The organism is Amycolatopsis sp. PSD-21 (assembly GCF_055561455.1).
Genome location: NZ_CM145712.1, coordinates 3,485,650 through 3,501,618, shown reverse-complemented (window position 1 = coordinate 3,501,618; position 15,969 = coordinate 3,485,650). Strand labels below are relative to the sequence as shown.

General features: G+C 68.7%; 13 protein-coding genes and 1 riboswitch. Of the genes, 6 read left to right on the top strand and 7 right to left on the bottom strand.

Annotation, left to right across the window (positions count from 1 at the left end):
- Window positions 1-2: 2 nt before the first annotated feature.
- The 7 genes from ACZ1DY_RS16910 to ACZ1DY_RS16880 form a co-directional block, all read right to left on the bottom strand.
- Complete coding sequence (locus tag ACZ1DY_RS16910; RefSeq protein WP_465484903.1) at window positions 3-1,601, bottom strand: acyl-CoA carboxylase subunit beta; 1,599 nt, start codon at window positions 1,599-1,601, stop codon at window positions 3-5.
- Window positions 1,598-2,746 (bottom strand): acyl-CoA dehydrogenase family protein, encoded by a 1,149-nt coding sequence (locus ACZ1DY_RS16905; protein WP_465484902.1) that lies wholly within the window; start codon window positions 2,744-2,746, stop codon window positions 1,598-1,600. Before ACZ1DY_RS16905 ends, ACZ1DY_RS16910 begins: the two co-directional genes overlap by 4 nt.
- Complete coding sequence (locus ACZ1DY_RS16900) at window positions 2,743-4,440, bottom strand: acyclic terpene utilization AtuA family protein (RefSeq protein ID WP_465484901.1); 1,698 nt, start codon at window positions 4,438-4,440, stop codon at window positions 2,743-2,745. Before ACZ1DY_RS16900 ends, ACZ1DY_RS16905 begins: the two co-directional genes overlap by 4 nt.
- Window positions 4,437-5,231: a TIGR03084 family metal-binding protein gene (locus ACZ1DY_RS16895; protein ID WP_465484900.1), complete on the bottom strand. Its 795-nt coding sequence runs from the start codon at window positions 5,229-5,231 to the stop codon at window positions 4,437-4,439. Before ACZ1DY_RS16895 ends, ACZ1DY_RS16900 begins: the two co-directional genes overlap by 4 nt.
- 91 nt (window positions 5,232-5,322) lie before the next feature.
- The gene (locus ACZ1DY_RS16890; protein ID WP_465484899.1) at window positions 5,323-6,018 is read right to left on the bottom strand and encodes a TetR/AcrR family transcriptional regulator; all 696 of its coding nucleotides are present in this window, start codon (window positions 6,016-6,018) and stop codon (window positions 5,323-5,325) included.
- The gene (locus tag ACZ1DY_RS16885) at window positions 6,002-7,249 is read right to left on the bottom strand and encodes an FAD-dependent monooxygenase (protein WP_465484898.1); all 1,248 of its coding nucleotides are present in this window, start codon (window positions 7,247-7,249) and stop codon (window positions 6,002-6,004) included. Before ACZ1DY_RS16885 ends, ACZ1DY_RS16890 begins: the two co-directional genes overlap by 17 nt.
- Window positions 7,250-7,675: 426 nt before the next feature.
- Window positions 7,676-8,536 (bottom strand): NAD(P)-dependent oxidoreductase, encoded by an 861-nt coding sequence (locus ACZ1DY_RS16880; RefSeq protein WP_465484897.1) that lies wholly within the window; start codon window positions 8,534-8,536, stop codon window positions 7,676-7,678.
- A 50-nt stretch (window positions 8,537-8,586) separates the two neighbouring features.
- On the opposite strand from ACZ1DY_RS16880, the gene ACZ1DY_RS16875 reads away from it, so the two are divergent.
- The 6 genes from ACZ1DY_RS16875 (at window position 8,587) to ACZ1DY_RS16850 (ending at window position 15,341) form a co-directional block, all read left to right on the top strand.
- A complete protein-coding gene (locus ACZ1DY_RS16875) occupies window positions 8,587-8,979 on the top strand; it encodes a MerR family transcriptional regulator (protein ID WP_465484896.1) in 393 nt (130 codons plus the stop codon).
- Window positions 8,976-9,446, top strand: a complete 471-nt coding sequence (locus tag ACZ1DY_RS16870; protein WP_465484895.1) for a tetratricopeptide repeat protein — start codon at window positions 8,976-8,978, stop codon at window positions 9,444-9,446. The genes ACZ1DY_RS16875 and ACZ1DY_RS16870 overlap by 4 nt, the downstream gene beginning before the upstream one ends.
- A gap of 41 nt (window positions 9,447-9,487) precedes the next feature.
- On the top strand, window positions 9,488-10,327 hold the full coding sequence (locus ACZ1DY_RS16865; RefSeq protein ID WP_126731858.1) for an enoyl-CoA hydratase-related protein: 840 nt from the start codon (window positions 9,488-9,490) through the stop codon (window positions 10,325-10,327).
- Window positions 10,324-10,932 (top strand): acetoacetate decarboxylase family protein, encoded by a 609-nt coding sequence (locus ACZ1DY_RS16860; RefSeq protein ID WP_465484894.1) that lies wholly within the window; start codon window positions 10,324-10,326, stop codon window positions 10,930-10,932. The genes ACZ1DY_RS16865 and ACZ1DY_RS16860 overlap by 4 nt, the downstream gene beginning before the upstream one ends.
- Before the next feature lie 223 nt (window positions 10,933-11,155).
- Window positions 11,156-14,182, top strand: a complete 3,027-nt coding sequence (locus ACZ1DY_RS16855; RefSeq protein WP_465484893.1) for a ribonucleoside-diphosphate reductase subunit alpha — start codon at window positions 11,156-11,158, stop codon at window positions 14,180-14,182.
- Between the two features lie 82 nt (window positions 14,183-14,264).
- Window positions 14,265-15,341: a ribonucleotide-diphosphate reductase subunit beta gene (locus ACZ1DY_RS16850; protein WP_126731854.1), complete on the top strand. Its 1,077-nt coding sequence runs from the start codon at window positions 14,265-14,267 to the stop codon at window positions 15,339-15,341.
- 317 nt (window positions 15,342-15,658) lie between these two features.
- Window positions 15,659-15,880, top strand: a riboswitch (cobalamin riboswitch).
- The last annotated feature ends 89 nt before the right edge of the window (window positions 15,881-15,969 follow it).

Sequence of the window (15,969 nt, the reverse complement as noted above, 5' to 3'; positions counted from 1 at the left end):
GCTCACATCCTGAAGACGCCGAAGCCCTCGGCGCCCTTCACTGGTCCATTGTGGATCACGGACAGGCTGAGCCCGAGCACCGTACGGGTGTCGCGGGGATCGATGATCCCGTCGTCGTAGAGCATCCCGGAGAGGAACATCGGCATCGACTCGGCCTCGATCTGGCCCTCCACCATGGCGCGCATGGCGGCGTCGTGCTCCTCGTTGTACTCCTGCCTGCGCGACGCGGCGGCGGCACGGGCCACGATGGACAGCACGCCCGCCAGCTGCTGCGGCCCCATCACCGCGGATTTCGCGCTCGGCCAGGCGAACAGGAACCGAGGATCGTAGGCACGGCCGCACATTCCGTAGTGCCCGGCGCCGTACGAGGCGCCCATGAGCACCGACAGATGCGGCACCTTCGAGTTCGATACGGCGTTGATCATCATCGCGCCGTGTTTGATGATGCCGCTCTGCTCGTATTCCTTGCCGACCATGTAGCCGGTGGTGTTGTGCAGGAAGACCAGCGGCGTGTCGATCTGGTTGGCCAGTTGGATGAACTGCGCGGCCTTCTGGGATTCCTCGCCGAACAGTACGCCCTGGGCGTTGGCGAGGATGCCGACCGGGTAGCCGTGGATACTCGCCCAGCCGGTGGCGAGGCTGCTGCCGTACAAGGGTTTGAACTCGTCGAAGTCCGAACCGTCGGCGACCCTGGCGATCACCTCGCGCGGATCGAACGGCACCTTGAGATCGGTGGGCACGATGCCGAGCAGGTCTTCGGCGGAGTACAACGGTTCCGCGTAATCCGGCTTGGGCGTCGGGCCCTGTTTGGTCCAGTTGAGCCGTTTGACGATGCTGCGGCCGAGGCGGATCGCGTCCTCTTCGTCGGCCGCGAGGTAGTCGGCGAGTCCCGAGGTACGGGCGTGCATCTCGGCGCCGCCGAGCGATTCGTCGTCGGACTCCTCGCCGGTCGCCATCTTGACCAGCGGCGGTCCTCCGAGGAACACCTTCGCCCGCTCCTTGACCATCACGACGTAGTCCGACATGCCGGGCAGGTACGCGCCGCCCGCGGTCGAGTTGCCGAACACCAGCGCGATCGTGGGCACCTTCGCCGCCGAAGACCGCGTGAGGTCGCGGAAGATCCGGCCGCCGGGGATGAAGATCTCCTTCTGCGTCGGCAGATCCGCCCCGCCGGACTCGACGAGGTTGATCACCGGCAGGCGGTTCTGCGCGGCGATGTCCGCGGCGCGGTAGCTCTTCTTGGCCGTCCATGGGTTGCTCGCCCCGCCTTTGACCGTCGGGTCGCTCGCCGAGATCATGCACTCGACGCCTTCGACGACGCCGATGCCGGTGATCACGCTGGCGCCGACCTGGTAGTCCGAACCCCAGGCCGCCAGCGGCGACAGCTCCAGGAACGGCGAATCCTCGTCGAGGAGGAGCTCGATGCGCTCGCGGGCCAGCAGCTTGCCGCGTTTGCGGTGCCGGGCGACGTACTTCTCGCCGCCGCCCGCGATCGCCTTGGCGTGCTCGCCGTCGATCTCGGCGAGTTTGCCGAGCATGGACTCGCGGTTGGCGGCGAACTCTTCGCTCCGCGTGTCCACAGTAGACCTGATCGTGCTCATGCGGTGTATCCCAATCGCTTCGCGGCCAAGCCGGTGAGGATCTCGTTGGTCCCGCCGCCGATGCCGAGGATGCGCACGTCACGGTAGTGACGCTCCACTTCGGACTCCCGCATGTAGCCGAGTCCGCCGTGCAGCTGCACGGCCTCGTTGACCACCCATTCGGCGGTCTCGACGGCGGTGTTCTTCGCGAAACAGGCTTCGGCGATGACCTCTTCGCCCGCGACGTGCCGCTGGGCGACCTGCCGGGTGTAGGTACGGGCCACGTCGATCTTGCGGGCCATCTCGGTGAGTTTGTGCTGCACCAGCTGGCGGGAGATCAGCGGACGGCCGAAGGTCTCGCGCAGGCGGCACCAGTCCAGCGTCAGGTCGAGCGCCCGCTGAGCGTGCGCGTAGCCCTGCACCGCCAGCGAGACCCGCTCGGTGACGAACTGCGTGGCGACCTGAGCGAACCCGCTGTTCTCGGCGCCGATCAGGTTTTCGGCGGGCACGCGGACGTCCACATAGGACAGCTCGGCGGTGTCCGAGCACAGCCAGCCCATCTTCTCCAGCTTGCGGGAGACGGTGAATCCCGGCGTGCCGCGTTCGACGACGATGAGCGAGATCCCGTGGGCGCCCGCCTCACCGGTGCGGACCACGGTGGTCACGAAGTCGGCGCGGCAACCCGAGGTGATGAAGGTCTTGGCCCCGTTGATGACGTACTCGTCGCCCTCGCGCACCGCCGTGGTGCGGATCCCGGCGACGTCGGAGCCGCCGTCGGGTTCGGTGACCGCGAGCGAGCCGATCTTGTGGCCTTCCAGCGTCGGCCGGACCCAGCGTTCGACCTGTACCGGATCGCCGGCCGCCGCGATATGCGGGACGGCGATGCCACAGGTGAACAGCGAGGCGAACAGCCCGCCGGACCCGCCCGCGTAGTGCAGTTCCTCGGCGATGACCACCGCGTCGAGGTAGTCGCCTCCCCCGCCGCCGACCTCTTCGGGGAAGCCGACACCGAGCAGCCCGAGCTCCCCGGCCTTGCGGTGCAGGTCTCGGGGTAGTTCGCCCTCGCGTTCCCAGTCTTCGAGGTGGGGAAGGATCTCGGTTTCGGCGAACCGCCGCACGGTCTTGCGCAGTTCGGCGCGTTCCGGCGTGGAGAAGGGGTCGGTCACAGGAGTGCCTCCGGGATGTCGATCTCGCGGGAGCGCAGCCATTCCCCGAGTGCCTTCGCCTGCGGGTCGAACCGCGCCTGCGACGCGACACCCTCGCCGAGGATGCCTTCGACGACGAAGTTGATCGCCCGCAGGTTCGGCAGGAGATGCCGCCGGACCTCGAGGTCCGCGGTCTCCGGGAGCAGCAGTTTGAACTCGGTGACGGTGAGCCGGTGCGCGAGCCAGCGCCACGCCTCGTCGGAGCGCGCCCAGACGCCGACGTTCGCGTTGCCGCCCTTGTCGCCGCTGCGGGCGCCGGCCACCCTGCCGAGCGGCGCGCGGCGGACCTTCGCCTGGGTGAACGGCGCGGGCAGCCGATCTTCGTCCGCATCGGACAGTGGCAGCGTTTCGGCGGCGGGCGCGATGTCACGGCGCGTTCCGTCCGGCAGGACGGCCACGTGCGGCACCTCGTGCGCGCCGACGAAGGCGGGCCGGTACACGCCGTAGGGCGAGGCGGCCGCGGGCGGCGCGGTGACGTGGAAGCCCGGGTAGCTCGCCAGCGCGAGTTCGATCGCCGCACCGCTGAACGCGCGCCCCGCGACCTCCGGATCGGCGTCCTTCACCGCGACGTGCAGCAGCGCGCTCGCCTGCTGCTCGGTCTCGGCGTCGGGATGATCGGTGCGGGCCAAGGTCCACTGGACGTCCGCCGGCGGCTTGGCCTTGAGCGCGCCTTCGAGTTGTTCCTTGACCAGTGCGGCTTTCGCCTCGATGTCCAGTCCGGTGAGGACGAACGTCGTCTCGTTGCGGAAACCGCCGAGCCCGTTCAGGCAGACCTTCAGGGTCGGAGGCGGCGGTTCTCCGGTGACTCCGCTGATCCGGACGCGGTCCGGGCCGTCCTCGGTGAGCGTCAGCGTGTCGAACCGCGCCGTGACGTCCGGCCCGGCGTACCGGGCGCCGGTGATCTCGTAGAGCAGTTGCGCCGTAACGGTTCCGGTGTTCACAACACCGCCGGTGCCGGGGTGTTTGGTGATCACGCTGGAGCCGTCGGCGGAGATCTCGGCGATCGGGAACCCCGGGACGCCGATCTCGTGCTCGGTGAAGAAGGCGTAGTTTCCGCCGGTGGCCTGTGTGCCGCATTCGATCACGTGCCCGGCCGCGACCGCGCCCGCCAGCGCGTCGTAGTCGTCGCGGGCCCAGCCGAAGTGCGCGGCGGCCGGGCCGACGATCACCGAGGCGTCGGTGACACGCCCGGTCACCACGATGTCGGCGCCCGCGTCCAGGCATTCCGCGATCCCCCACGCGCCGAGGTAGGCGTTCGCGGTCAGGGTCTTGCCGAAGCCGAGCTCTTCCGCGCGCTGGATGAGGTCGTCGCCCTCGACGTGCGCGATCGCTATGTCGACGCCGAGTCTCGCGGCGAGTTCGCGGAGCGCGTCCGCGAGCCCGGCGGGGTTGAGCCCACCGGCGTTGGCGACGACCTTGACGCCCTTTTCCTTGGCCAGCGCGAGATTCTGTTCCATCTGGCGCAGGAAGGTCTTGGCGTAGCCGCGGTTCGGGTCCTTCATCCGGTCCCGGCCGAGGATGAGCATGGTCAGCTCGGCCAGGTAGTCGCCGGTCAGCACGTCGAGCGGGCCGCCGGTGAGCATCTCGTGGACCGCGGAGAACCGGTCGCCGTAGAACCCGGACGCGTTGCCGATCCTGATCGGGGCCGGGGTCACGCGAACTGCCCCGGCTTCCGTCCGGCACCGGGAGGCCCGGCGAAGGCCTGCGCGATCCCGAGCCATTCCTCGACGTCCTTGCCCGTGGCGACCAGGTCGGTGTCCGCGGGGTGACGGCGCTGGGTGATCACGAGACAGAAGTCGACCGCGCTCCCGGTGAGCCGCTGCGCGGCGTCCTCGGGTCCGAACGCCCAGGTGGTGCCGTCGGGCGCGGTCAGCTCGACGCGGAACTCTTCGGTGGGCGGCGCGAGAGAGTTGAGCTTGTAGGCGAAGTCGCGGGTGCGGGTGCCGAACCGGGCGATATGCCAGATCCTGGCCGTGTTCTCCCGCTCGATGCCGAGCGCGTCGTAGATGTCCTGACCGTGTGCCCAGGTCTCCATGAGACGCGCCGTCACCATCGACGCGGCGCTCATCGGCGGGCCGTACCAGGGGATCTTCTCCCCGTCGGGCACCGCGGCGAGGGCTTCGGCGAGTTCGGCGCGGCCGGCGCGCCACTCCGCCAGCAGCTCACGCGGCGGCGTCTTCGCGCCCTCTGTCGCGCCGTCGTCGACGTAGGACTCGCCCGTCGCGAGGAGCCCTTCGATCTCGGCCTGCCACTCGGCCTCGGATCCGCGCGCCGCGATCAGCGCCTTCTTGTCCGTCCAGGCCAGATGAGCGATCTGATGGGCGATCGTCCAGCCTTCGGCCGGGGTCTTCCTCGCCCAGTCCGACGCGGGCAGCTCCGCCACCACGTCGTCGATGGCCTGCGATTCCGCCGCGAGATCCCCAAGGATCACGCCAAGGTCAGCCATGCCCGCCTCCTCGCGTCCCCCTCAGGCTGGCACCCGGCGACGGAAAAATCAAGCACGCCTGATTGTTTTAACGGCAGAAGCTGTCCCGCGGTCAGCCGGAAATGATGCCCAGCGCGACGGAACGTCCGCCCTCCAGCGAGCGGATGCCCTCTTCCGCCGCCAGCTTCACCTGCTCCGGCGTGGCCCGCTCGGGGCCGAGGAGCGCGGTGATCGACGCGGCGAACACTCGCGCGGGATCGTCGACCGGCAGCCTGCCCCGGAGAGAAGGGGCCGACGTCAGGAAACCCGCGAGGAGGGCCTGCAACGCGAAGGCCTGATCGGCCACGTCCCAGTCGTCCCTGGCGAGGTCGTGCCGCCGCCAGATGGGCAGGATGTGGTGCAGGAACGCGCCCGCCCCCAGCGTTTCGAGCAGGGTCGCCGACCGGGGGTCGTCGGCGAGGACGCCGAGCAGGACGTCGTCGCCGGTCTGCAGCGCGTTGACGTACGGATGCCGCGCCGCGACCTCCAGCATGTTCGGGCCGAGCCGCGACGGCCGGGCCAGCTCGGGGTCCGCGGTGACCGCCGCGACGACCTCGTCGGCGAGCGCGATGAAATCGCGGCTGATCAGGCCGAGCAGCAGGTCTTCCTTGGTCTTCCAGTACAGGTAGACGGTGCCCTTGCCGACGTGGGCCTTGGTGGCGACCTCCGCGATGGTGACGCCCTTGCTGCCCCGGCTCAGGAGCAGTTCGCCCGCCGCCGCCAGGATGCGCGCCGCCTTGGGCGAGCCGTGTTCAGGCAGATCCGCCAACAGTGGTCCTCTCCGGTATCGCGCCGACGATATCCGCATTCTTGTACAGCGCGATCTCGTCGAGCCGCATGATCCGGTCGGTCAGGCGTTTGCCGAGCTTGAAGCGGCTCAGCACCGGCACCGCGCGCCGGAGCAGCAGCTGCGCCCGGTTGTCCACGACGAAGATCTTCCGGTCGGCGAACGCGCCGTCCTGATAGTGGTCGACGTACGGCCGCAGTGCTCGTTCCCATGCGGAGAGGGCGGCGCCGAGGTCACCGGGGTGCCGTTCCAGCATGCCGCCGAGCAGGTCGGCTCCGGTGAGCCCGGACGAGACACCCATGCCGGCGTAGAGCGTGACGCACCAGGCGGCGTCACCCATCAGGACGACGCGTCCCTGGTGCCACCGGTCCAGGCGCACCTGCTCGACGGAGTCGAACAGAACGTCTTCGGCGGACTCCAGCGCGCCGACGACGTCACCGAGCACCTTTCCCAGCGGCCGCGGGCCGAACGCCGCGCGCACGCGTTCCGCGGGTGGCCGGGTGAACTCGGCGTCGACGTCGTCGGTGCGATAGGTCAGCATGATCGTCGGGTCGTGGTCGGAGAACGCGAAGACCCACATCGAGCGGTCCGGTTCGAGCAGCGTGGCGCCCTGGCCGGGGGCGAGACCGGCGGGCGTGCCGGTGTATTGGAAGGCCGCGACCATGTAGCCCATCCGCCGCAAGTACTTCTCGTGCGGCCCGAACACCAGCGACCGCACCGTGGATCGCAGCCCGTCCGCGCCGACGACGAGGTCGAAACGTTCGGTCGTCGCGGTGTTCGAAGCGGTGTCGAGCAAGGTGACGTCGACACCGTCGGCGTCCTGCTCGATGGCGGCGGGGACGGTCGAGTACCGGATCTCCACATCGTCGGGGAGAACGGCGAAGGCGGCCTTCTCGACGTCACTCCGCAGCATCATCCAGGGCTTGCCGGGCAGGTCGGCGTACGACATCCCCGGACGGCTCGAACCGTCACGGGCGAGGTCGAGGCCCTGCGCCAGTGAGGCCCGGTCGTGGATGGCGCCGACCATGCCGAGCCTTCGCGCGGCCGCCTGCCCGGCGCCGAACAGCGCGACGAAGTACCCGCCGGACCGCCTTTCCGGCGCCTTCTCGATCAGCACTGGCCGCCAGCCGGCCTTGCGCAACCGCGCCGCCGTCGCGATCCCGCTGACACCCATTCCGACGACGAGTACCCGTCCCGCTTCACTCTCGGTCATGCTTCCGAACATACTGACCAAAATGTTCAGTTGGTCAGTATGTTGCCCGCGTCACAGCCGTGACGTCCGCTCAATCACGCGTGTCGTCCATCCAGTCACGCGTGTCGTCCGCCTGATCACACCCGCCGTCCGCCCAATCACGTGAAGCGTCCGGTTCTTTCCACGGGGCAAGGCGAACGGGGCCCGGCGGGCGGGCACTCCGCTCGTGGTCTCGTCGGCGCTCATGTCGCGAAAGCCACTTTCGGGACATCACACGTCTCGAAAGTGGCTTTCGCGGCACGCGTCCAAACCACCTCGGCAGACCACTGACGTTGCGAAAGTGGCTTTCGCAACACACCACCTTCGCCCCACCCCACGGAACCGAACCGGACGGCACGCGTGATCAGACAGCCGGCACGCGTGACCCGGAAGCACTCAAGACACGCCTCACTCCCCCGCCCGCTCGAATTCCCGGATCAGCACCGGGTACTGCTCCCCACCGTGCCCGGCGGCGATCGCGCGGTCGGCCATCGCCTTGATCAGCTTCGGCAGTTCGGCGTTCACGCCCAGCGCCTCGCTCTCCTCGACCATGTGCGCCATCGCCCGCGCGTCGGTCTCCAGCGCCGACACCTCCGCCGGGAAGGAACCCTTGTCGATCTGTTCCGCGTAGCCGGGCAGCCAGTCCGCCACCCCCGCGGCGATCTGCTGCGCGAAGGGTGCGTACGTCGCGGCATCGACACCGGCCGTCTTGAGCATCGCGGTGCCCTGGAGCCACGCGTTCAGGACACTCCACATCATCGTCAGACCGGCGACGTCGTACAGGGAAGCGAGCCCGGGGTCCTCGCCGAGGTAGCTGATCGTGCCGAGCGCGCCGATCTCGAAGTCCGGCCGCGGCCCGCTCAGCAGGATCACCGCCTCGGCGGTCCCGATCGCCGACGGAATGGCCATGATCGCGCCGTCCACGTACCGGGCGCCCTGTTTTTCGGCCCAGGCGGCGGTTTCCCGTGCCTGAGCGGAGTCACCCGAGGTGAGGTTGACCAGCGTCGTGCCCGCCAGGCCGGCGTCGCCGAGCAGTTCGCGCACGGCGGAATAGTCGGTGAGGCACAGGACCGTCACGCCGCCCGGGCCGAGCGCGTCGCCGATCGTCGGCGCGAGCCGCGCGCCTTCGGCCACCAGGGAGTCCGCTTTGGCGGCGGTGCGGTTCCACACGGTCGTGGGATGCCCGGCCTTCAGGAACGCGCGGGCGAGCGCGGTGCCCATGAGACCGAGGCCGACGACGGAAATCGGGGTGTTCTCGTTGTCTGTCATGGCACGATCGTCAACGTTGATACCGGTATGAAGGTCAAGTGGGGAAAGCGATGAAGATCGGTGAACTGAGTCACCGGACGGGCGTCAACGCCCACCAGCTGCGCTACTACGAAGCCCAAGGCCTCCTGGAGGCGAGCCGCGGTCCGAACGGCTATCGCGAGTACGAGGAGACGGCTTTGCTGCGGGTGAAGCAGATCCGCCATCTGCTCGCCGCCGGCCTGTCGTCCGAGGACATCGCATACCTGCTCCCCTGCGCGATCGGCGAGGAACCCGAGCTGATCGGCTGCCCCGAGCTGCTGGCCGCGATGCGCGAGCGGCTCGGCCGCCTGGACGAGCAGCTTGCCAAGCTGAACCGGTCGCGCGACGCGCTGGCCGACTACATCGCCGTGGCCGAACGGGTCGGCGGCGAGACCTACCCGCCCTTCGACGGCGCCGCCGCGTGAACGAGGCGATCCGGCTGCGGGAGCAGGGCACCGACGAGGCACGCCGGCGGTTGATCGAATTGGCCGGGGAGAATCCACGGGACGCCGTGATCGCCTACCAAACCGCGTGGGCGCACGATTCGGCCGGGCTGGAAGCCGAAGCGGCCCCGTTCTACGAACAGGCGCTCGCCGGCGAGGGTCTGTCCACAGAGGACAGACACGGGGTGTTCGTCGGGCTCGGCAGCACCTATCGCGTCCTCGGCCGGTACGACGAGTCGCTCGCGACGTTGCGGCGCGGCCTCGGCGAGTTCCCGGACGACGCGGCGCTCAGGACGTTCCTCGCGATGGCGCTCTACAACGTCGGCGAGGCGCGCGAGGCGGCGGGAACCCTGCTGAAGGTCCTGGCGGCGACCAGCGCGGACGACGGGGTCCGGCGATACCGGCGGGCGGTCGAGTACTACGCGGACCATCTGGACGACGTCGAATGAGTCTTATTGACACCTTGTCAACGTAGCCTTACTTTCACGTCATGAGCGCGTACGCCGAAATCACCTACGAGGTCGCCGACCGCATCGCGACGGTCACGCTCAACCGGCCCGAGGCCCGCAACGGCTACACCATCCGCATGGCCGACGAACTCGGCGACGCGATGGACCGGGCCGACCGCGACGAGGACGTCCGCGTGGTGATCCTGACCGGCAACGGCAAGGATTTCTCGGTGGGCGCCGACCTCTCGCAGGGCGGTTTCGACTTCGACCCCGAGTCCGGGCCGGACGCGGCGTGGCAGGAGCCGGCCGGACGCTGCTCGAAACGGATCTTCACGATGAACAAGCCGGTGATCGCGGCCCTGCGGGGCGCGGCCGTCGGCGGCGGCATCACGATCACGCTGTCCTGCGACTACCGGCTCGCGTCCACGGACTCCCGGTTCGGCTTCGTGTTCGTCCGCCGCGGGATCTACCCCGAAGGCGCGTCCGCGTGGTTCCTGCCGCGGCTCGTCGGGATGGGCACGGCACTCGACTGGATGATCAGCGGACGCGTCTTCGGCGCCGAAGAAGCGAAAGCCGCCGGGCTGGTCCACAGTGTCCACGAGCCCGAAGAAGTGCTCGGCAAGGCCCGCGAACTCGCCACCGAGATCGCCACGACCACGTCGCCGGTGTCGGTCGCCGTGACCCGGCAGCTGCTGTACCGGATGGCGAGCGCGGAGTCGCCGTTCCCCGTGCACGAACTGGACTCCCGGCTGATCGGCGGTCTGGGCTCCAGCCCGGACGCGGTCGAAGGGGTCATGTCCTTCCTGCAGAAACGACCACCGGAGTTCTCCATGCGCGTCGACACCGACCAGCCCGCGTACCTGCCGTGGCGGAACTCGTGACCGCCTATCCCCCGGAGCCCTGGAACCTGGCGGGCCAGGCGTACCTGTCGGTCTGGCGTGTCCCGGTGAGCGAACTGCCGGAACTGCCCGGCGGCGTCGAGCCGATCACGCTGGGCGGCCGAGCCCAGGTGTTCACCGCGTGGATCGACTACCAGGAGCCCGGACAGCTTCGGTATCACGAGCTGCTGGCGACCGTCGCGGTCCGCGGCGAACGCCTCTCCAGCTCCATCACCGACATCTGGGTCGACAGCGAGGTCTCGCTCGCCGGAGGGCGGGCGCTGTGGGGCATCCCCAAGGATCTCGCCGCGCTCGATTTCACGCACGGGCGGACCTTCGCGGCCTCGGCGGCCACCCACGAAGACTGGATCGCGACGGCGGCCTTCACGCCCCGCCCGAGTCTCCCGGTGCGGATGCCGGCGGCCTTCGACGTCGTCCAGATGCTGGACGGCCGTCTCAAACGGAGCCCCGTCCGGGCGACGGCGCGTCCGCGCCCGGCGGCCGCGGACTGGCGGATCAACGAGTCCGGCCCGTTCGGCTTCCTCGCCGGTCAGCGGCCCGCGCTGAGCGCCTGCCTGCACGATTTCAAGATCGTCTTCGGCGGCTGACCAGCCGCTCAGCGTGATCGTCTAACCCGCCAGGGTGAGCCGACGACACGCCACCCATTGGGGCACGTGCAGCCTCCGACCCCTACATGTAGTCTCTGGGAACCGGTACCGCCCAGCGACGGGGAGACCGCTCGGGAGCGGTTGCCGGACAGCTTTGTGAACGTGCAGCGCACGGCCTTGTGAGGCCTTGTGGTGCTTCAACGCGCCCTTTTTGGAGTGACGCATGTCAGTCGATACCGGTCAGCGGCCGCCCTCGTCCCCGGACACCACGCCCGCGACCGTGCGAGTCATCCGGCGGGACGGCAGCGTGTCCCCCTTCGACGCGAACAAGATCTCGGTCGCCGTGACCAAGGCCTTCCTCGCCGTCGAGGGCGGTGACGCGGCCGCCTCGTCGCGGATCCACCACCTGGTCAAGGAATTGACCGAGCAGATCGAGACCACCTTGCTCCGCCACGCCGGTCCCGAGACCGCGCTGCACATCGAGCAGATCCAGGACATCGTCGAGCTCGCGCTGATGCGCGGCGAGCACCACAAGGTCGCCCGCGCGTACGTCCTGTACCGCGACGAGCGTGCGAAGGCCCGTGAGGCCGAGAAGCCCGCTTCGTCCGACGTCGCCATCAGCGTCAAGGCCGCCGACGGCTCGCTCCGCCCGCTCGACTGGGCCCGCGTCTCGCACGTCGTCGGCGAGGCCGTCGCCGGTCTCGAAGACGTTTCGGCCGAGCCGGTGCTGGCCGAGACCAAGCGCAACGTCTACGACGGCATCAGCGCCGACGAACTCGCCCTCGCCCAGATCATGGCCGCGCGCGTGCTCGTCGAGCAGGAGCCGAACTACTCCTACGTCAGTGCCCGGCTGCTCGCGGACAAGCTCCGCGGCGAGGCGCTCAGCTACCTCGCGGGCGTGCCGCAGCAGGCCAGCCAGGACGAGATGACCGCGCGGTACCCGCAGTACTTCCGCGACTACCTCAAGCGCGCCATCGAGCTGGAGCTGGTCAACCCCGAGCTGCAGACCTTCGACCTGGACAAGATCACCGCGGCCATCCGCGCCGAGCGTGACCTCGACTTCGGCTTCCTCGGCCTGCAGACCCTGTACGACCGGTACTTCCAGCACCACGACGGCGTCCGTTTCGAGCTGCCGCAGGCGTTCTTCATGCGCGTCGCGATGGGCCTGGCGATCCGCGAGGACGACAGGGAATCTCGTGCGATCGAATTTTATGAGCTGCTCTCGACGTTCCACTTCATGGCGTCCACCCCGACGCTGTTCAACTCGGGCACCACGCGCCCGCAGCTGTCGTCCTGCTTCCTGACCACCGTCGACGACGACCTGGACTCGATCTTCCAGGCGTACAAGAACAACGCGCTGCTGGCGAAGTACTCGGGCGGTCTCGGCAACGACTGGACCCCGGTCCGCGGCCTCGGCGCGCACATCAAGGGCACCAACGGCCAGTCGCAGGGTGTCGTGCCGTTCCTCAAGATCGCCAACGACACCGCGGTCGCGGTGAACCAGGGCGGCAAGCGCAAGGGCGCGGCCTGCGCGTACCTCGAGACCTGGCACGTGGACATCGAGGAATTCCTCGACCTGCGCAAGAACACCGGTGACGACCGTCGTCGCACGCACGACATGAACACCGCGAACTGGGTGCCGGACGAGTTCCTGCGCCGCGTCGAGGCCGACGCGCAGTGGACGCTGTTCTCGCCGAACGAGACCCCGGACCTGCACGACCTCTACGGCAACGCGTTCGCCGAGCGCTACCGCGAGTACGAGGCCGCCGCCGAACGTGGCGAGCTGAAGGTGTTCCGCAAGGTCCGCGCGGTCGACCTGTGGCGCCGCATGCTGACCATGCTGTTCGAGACCGGCCACCCGTGGATCACCTTCAAGGACCCGTGCAACCTGCGTTCGCCGCAGCAGCACGTGGGTGTCGTGCACTCGTCCAACCTGTGCACCGAGATCACGCTGAACACCACCACCGACGAGGTCGCGGTCTGCAACCTCGGCTCGGTGAACCTGCTCAAGCACGTCACCCCCGAGGGCCTCGACACGAAGCGCCTCGAGAAGACCGTGCGCACGGCCGTCCGCATGCTCGACAACGTGATCGACATCAACTTCTACACGATCCCGGAGGCGCGCCGCTCCAACCTGCGCCACCGCCCGATCGGGCTGGGCCTGATGGGCTTCCAGGACGCGCTGTTCGAGATCGGTGTCCCGCTGTCCTCGGACGAGGCCGTCCAGTTCGCGGACACCAGCATGGAGCACATCAGCTACTACGCGATCTCGGCCTCGACCGACCTCGCCGAGGAGCGCGGCCAGTACCAGACGTTCGAGGGTTCCTTGTGGAGCAAGGGAATCCTGCCGATCGACTCGATGCAGCTCCTGATCGACGCGCGACAGGGCGACGCGCTCGACGTCGACACCTCGTCCACTTTGGACTGGGCGCCGCTGCGCGAGCGGGTCAAGACCGTCGGTATGCGCAACTCCAACGTGATGGCGATCGCGCCGACCGCGACGATCTCCAACATCTGCGGGGTCGGGCAGTCGATCGAGCCGCTGTTCCAGAACCTGTTCGTCAAGTCGAACATGTCCGGTGACTTCACCGTGGTGAACCCGCACCTGGTCCGCTCGCTCAAGGAGCGCGGGCTGTGGGACGAGGTCATGGTGTCGGACCTGAAGTACTTCGACGGCAGCCTCGGCCAGATCGACCGCGTGCCGGACGACCTGAAGGCGCTGTACGCGACCGCGTTCGAGATCGAGTCCAAGTGGCTGGTGGACGCCGGTTCGCGGCGCCAGAAGTGGATCGACCAGGCGCAGTCGCTGAACCTGTACATCGCGGCGCCCAGCGGCCGCAAGCTCGACGAGCTGTACCGCTACGCCTGGCACAAGGGCCTCAAGACCACGTACTACCTGCGGGCGCGGTCCGCGACGCACGTGGAGAAGAGCACCCTGCGCGGCACCGACGGCAAGCTGAACGCGGTCTCGGCCACCCCGGCCCCGGCCGCACCTTCGGCACCCAAGCCCGCCGCCCCGGCCCCGGCTCCCGCCGCTTCGCCCGCCCCGTCGGCTTCCGCCGCGGTCCCGCCGTCGCCCGCCGCCGCGGTCTCGCCGTCGCCCGCCGCCGCGGTCCCGGCCGTCCCGGTGACCGCCCCGGCCGCCAAGCCGGAGCCGAAGGAGATGCCGCAGGTCTCGGACGTCGACTTCGTCGCCACCGACGGCGCCGCCTGCCGGATCGACGACCCCGACTGCGAAGCCTGCCAGTGACCGCCCGTCGTGAGTGGCGATTCGTGTTCTAACCCGAATCGCCACTCACGACCCACCCGACCCACACGTGAAGTGAGCCTTTATGACCACCTTTGACGCCTCCGCCGACGCCACCGGCCTCGGTGAGATCGAAGTCGGCGCCGCCCGCATCAACGTCGACGACAAGCGGATGATCAACGCCCGCGCCGACGTCAACCAGCTGCTGCCGATGAAGTACACCTGGGCGTGGGAGAAGTACCTCGCCGGCTGCAACAACCACTGGATGCCGACCGAGGTCGCCATGCAGGCCGACATCGCGCTGTGGAAGTCGCCCGACGGCCTCACCGAGGACGAGCGCACCATGCTCAAGCGCAATCTCGGCTTCTTCGCCACCGCGGAATCGCTGGTGGCCAACAACATCGTGCTCGCGGTGTACCGGCAGATCACCAACCCCGAATGCCGCCAGTACCTGCTGCGCCAGGCGTTCGAGGAGGCCGTGCACACGCACACCTTCCAGTACATCTGCGAGAGCCTCGGCCTGGTCGAGGGCGAGCTGTTCAACATGTACCGCGAGGTCCCGTCCATCTCGGACAAGGACGCGTGGGCGCTGAAGTACACGCAGAACCTGGAGAACCCGGACTTCGAGACGGGGACGCCGGAAGCCGACCAGGCCTTCCTGCGCGACCTCGTCGCGTTCTACGTGATCTTCGAGGGCATGTGGTTCTACACCGGCTTCGCGCAGATCCTCTCGCTCGGCCGCCGGAACAAGATGGTCGGCATCGCCGAGCAGTACCAGTACATCCTGCGTGACGAGTCGATCCACCTGAACTTCGGCATCGACTGCATCAACCAGATCAAGATCGAGAACCCGCACCTGTGGACCGAGGAGTTCCAGGCCGAGGTCCGCACCATGCTGACCGAGGCGTGCGAGCTCGAGGTCGCCTACGCCCGCGACACCATGCCGCGCGGCATGCTCGGGCTCTCGGCCGAGCTGATCGAGCAGTACATGCACTTCATCACCGACCGGCGGGCGCAGCAGATCGGTCTCGCGCCGATCTTCGGCGAGACGGAGAACCCGTTCCCGTGGATGTCGGAGGCGATGGACCTCAAGAAGGAGAAGAACTTCTTCGAGACCCGCGTCATCGAGTACCAGTCGGGCGGCGCCCTCGACTGGGACTGACCCCCGCACGCAACTCGCGTGCTCGAACACGTAACTCGCGTGATCAGACACGTAACTCACGTGATTGAACACGTAACTCGCGTGATTGAGCGGCGAACTCACGTGATCAGACGGACGACACGCCGGGCGCCCTCCGCCCGGCGTGTTCCGTTTCCAAACACGCGAGTTACGCCCTCAATCACCCGAGTTACGCCCCCGATCACGCGAGTTACGCCCCCGATCACGCGAGTTCGCCGTTCAATCACGTGTGGCGTCCGTCTGGTCACGCGTGGCGTCCGGTTCGTCACATGTCCAGCGGGCCACTGGCGCGCCTCGGTACGCTCCAGGGTGCTACTGGTTCGCCCGGCCTCCCCGGCCGGTCGAGGTAACAGGGAACCCGGTGCGAATCCGGGACTGCCCCGCAGCGGTATGTGGGAACGAAAGCCGTCACCGTGCGAGACACGGTAAAGCACTGGGCATGGCGTCCCGGGAAGCGACGGCCGGTAGGCGCGAGCGAGTCGCCCACGAGTCCGAAGACCTGCCCGTGGTACGCGCGCCGACGGCGTGCGTGAGTCCGGGCCTCGTGGGATGGGCGCGACCGAACGGCGGTCACTCCTGCGCGCGCTCCGGGCTCTCACGACAAGCTCGC

Bases quoted from the DNA above. Each gene is read 5' to 3' on its own strand.
- ACZ1DY_RS16910 (WP_465484903.1), bottom strand. From the start codon at position 1,601: ATGAGCACGATCAGGTCTACTGTGGACACGCGGAGCGAAGAGTTCGCC.
- ACZ1DY_RS16895 (WP_465484900.1), bottom strand. From the start codon at position 5,231: ATGGCTGACCTTGGCGTGATCCTTGGGGATCTCGCGGCGGAATCGCAG.
- ACZ1DY_RS16885 (WP_465484898.1), bottom strand. From the start codon at position 7,249: ATGACCGAGAGTGAAGCGGGACGGGTACTCGTCGTCGGAATGGGTGTC.
- ACZ1DY_RS16880 (WP_465484897.1), bottom strand. From the start codon at position 8,536: ATGACAGACAACGAGAACACCCCGATTTCCGTCGTCGGCCTCGGTCTC.
- ACZ1DY_RS16875 (WP_465484896.1), top strand. From the start codon at position 8,587: ATGAAGATCGGTGAACTGAGTCACCGGACGGGCGTCAACGCCCACCAG.
- ACZ1DY_RS16865 (WP_126731858.1), top strand. From the start codon at position 9,488: ATGAGCGCGTACGCCGAAATCACCTACGAGGTCGCCGACCGCATCGCG.
- ACZ1DY_RS16855 (WP_465484893.1), top strand. From the start codon at position 11,156: ATGTCAGTCGATACCGGTCAGCGGCCGCCCTCGTCCCCGGACACCACG.
- ACZ1DY_RS16850 (WP_126731854.1), top strand. From the start codon at position 14,265: ATGACCACCTTTGACGCCTCCGCCGACGCCACCGGCCTCGGTGAGATC.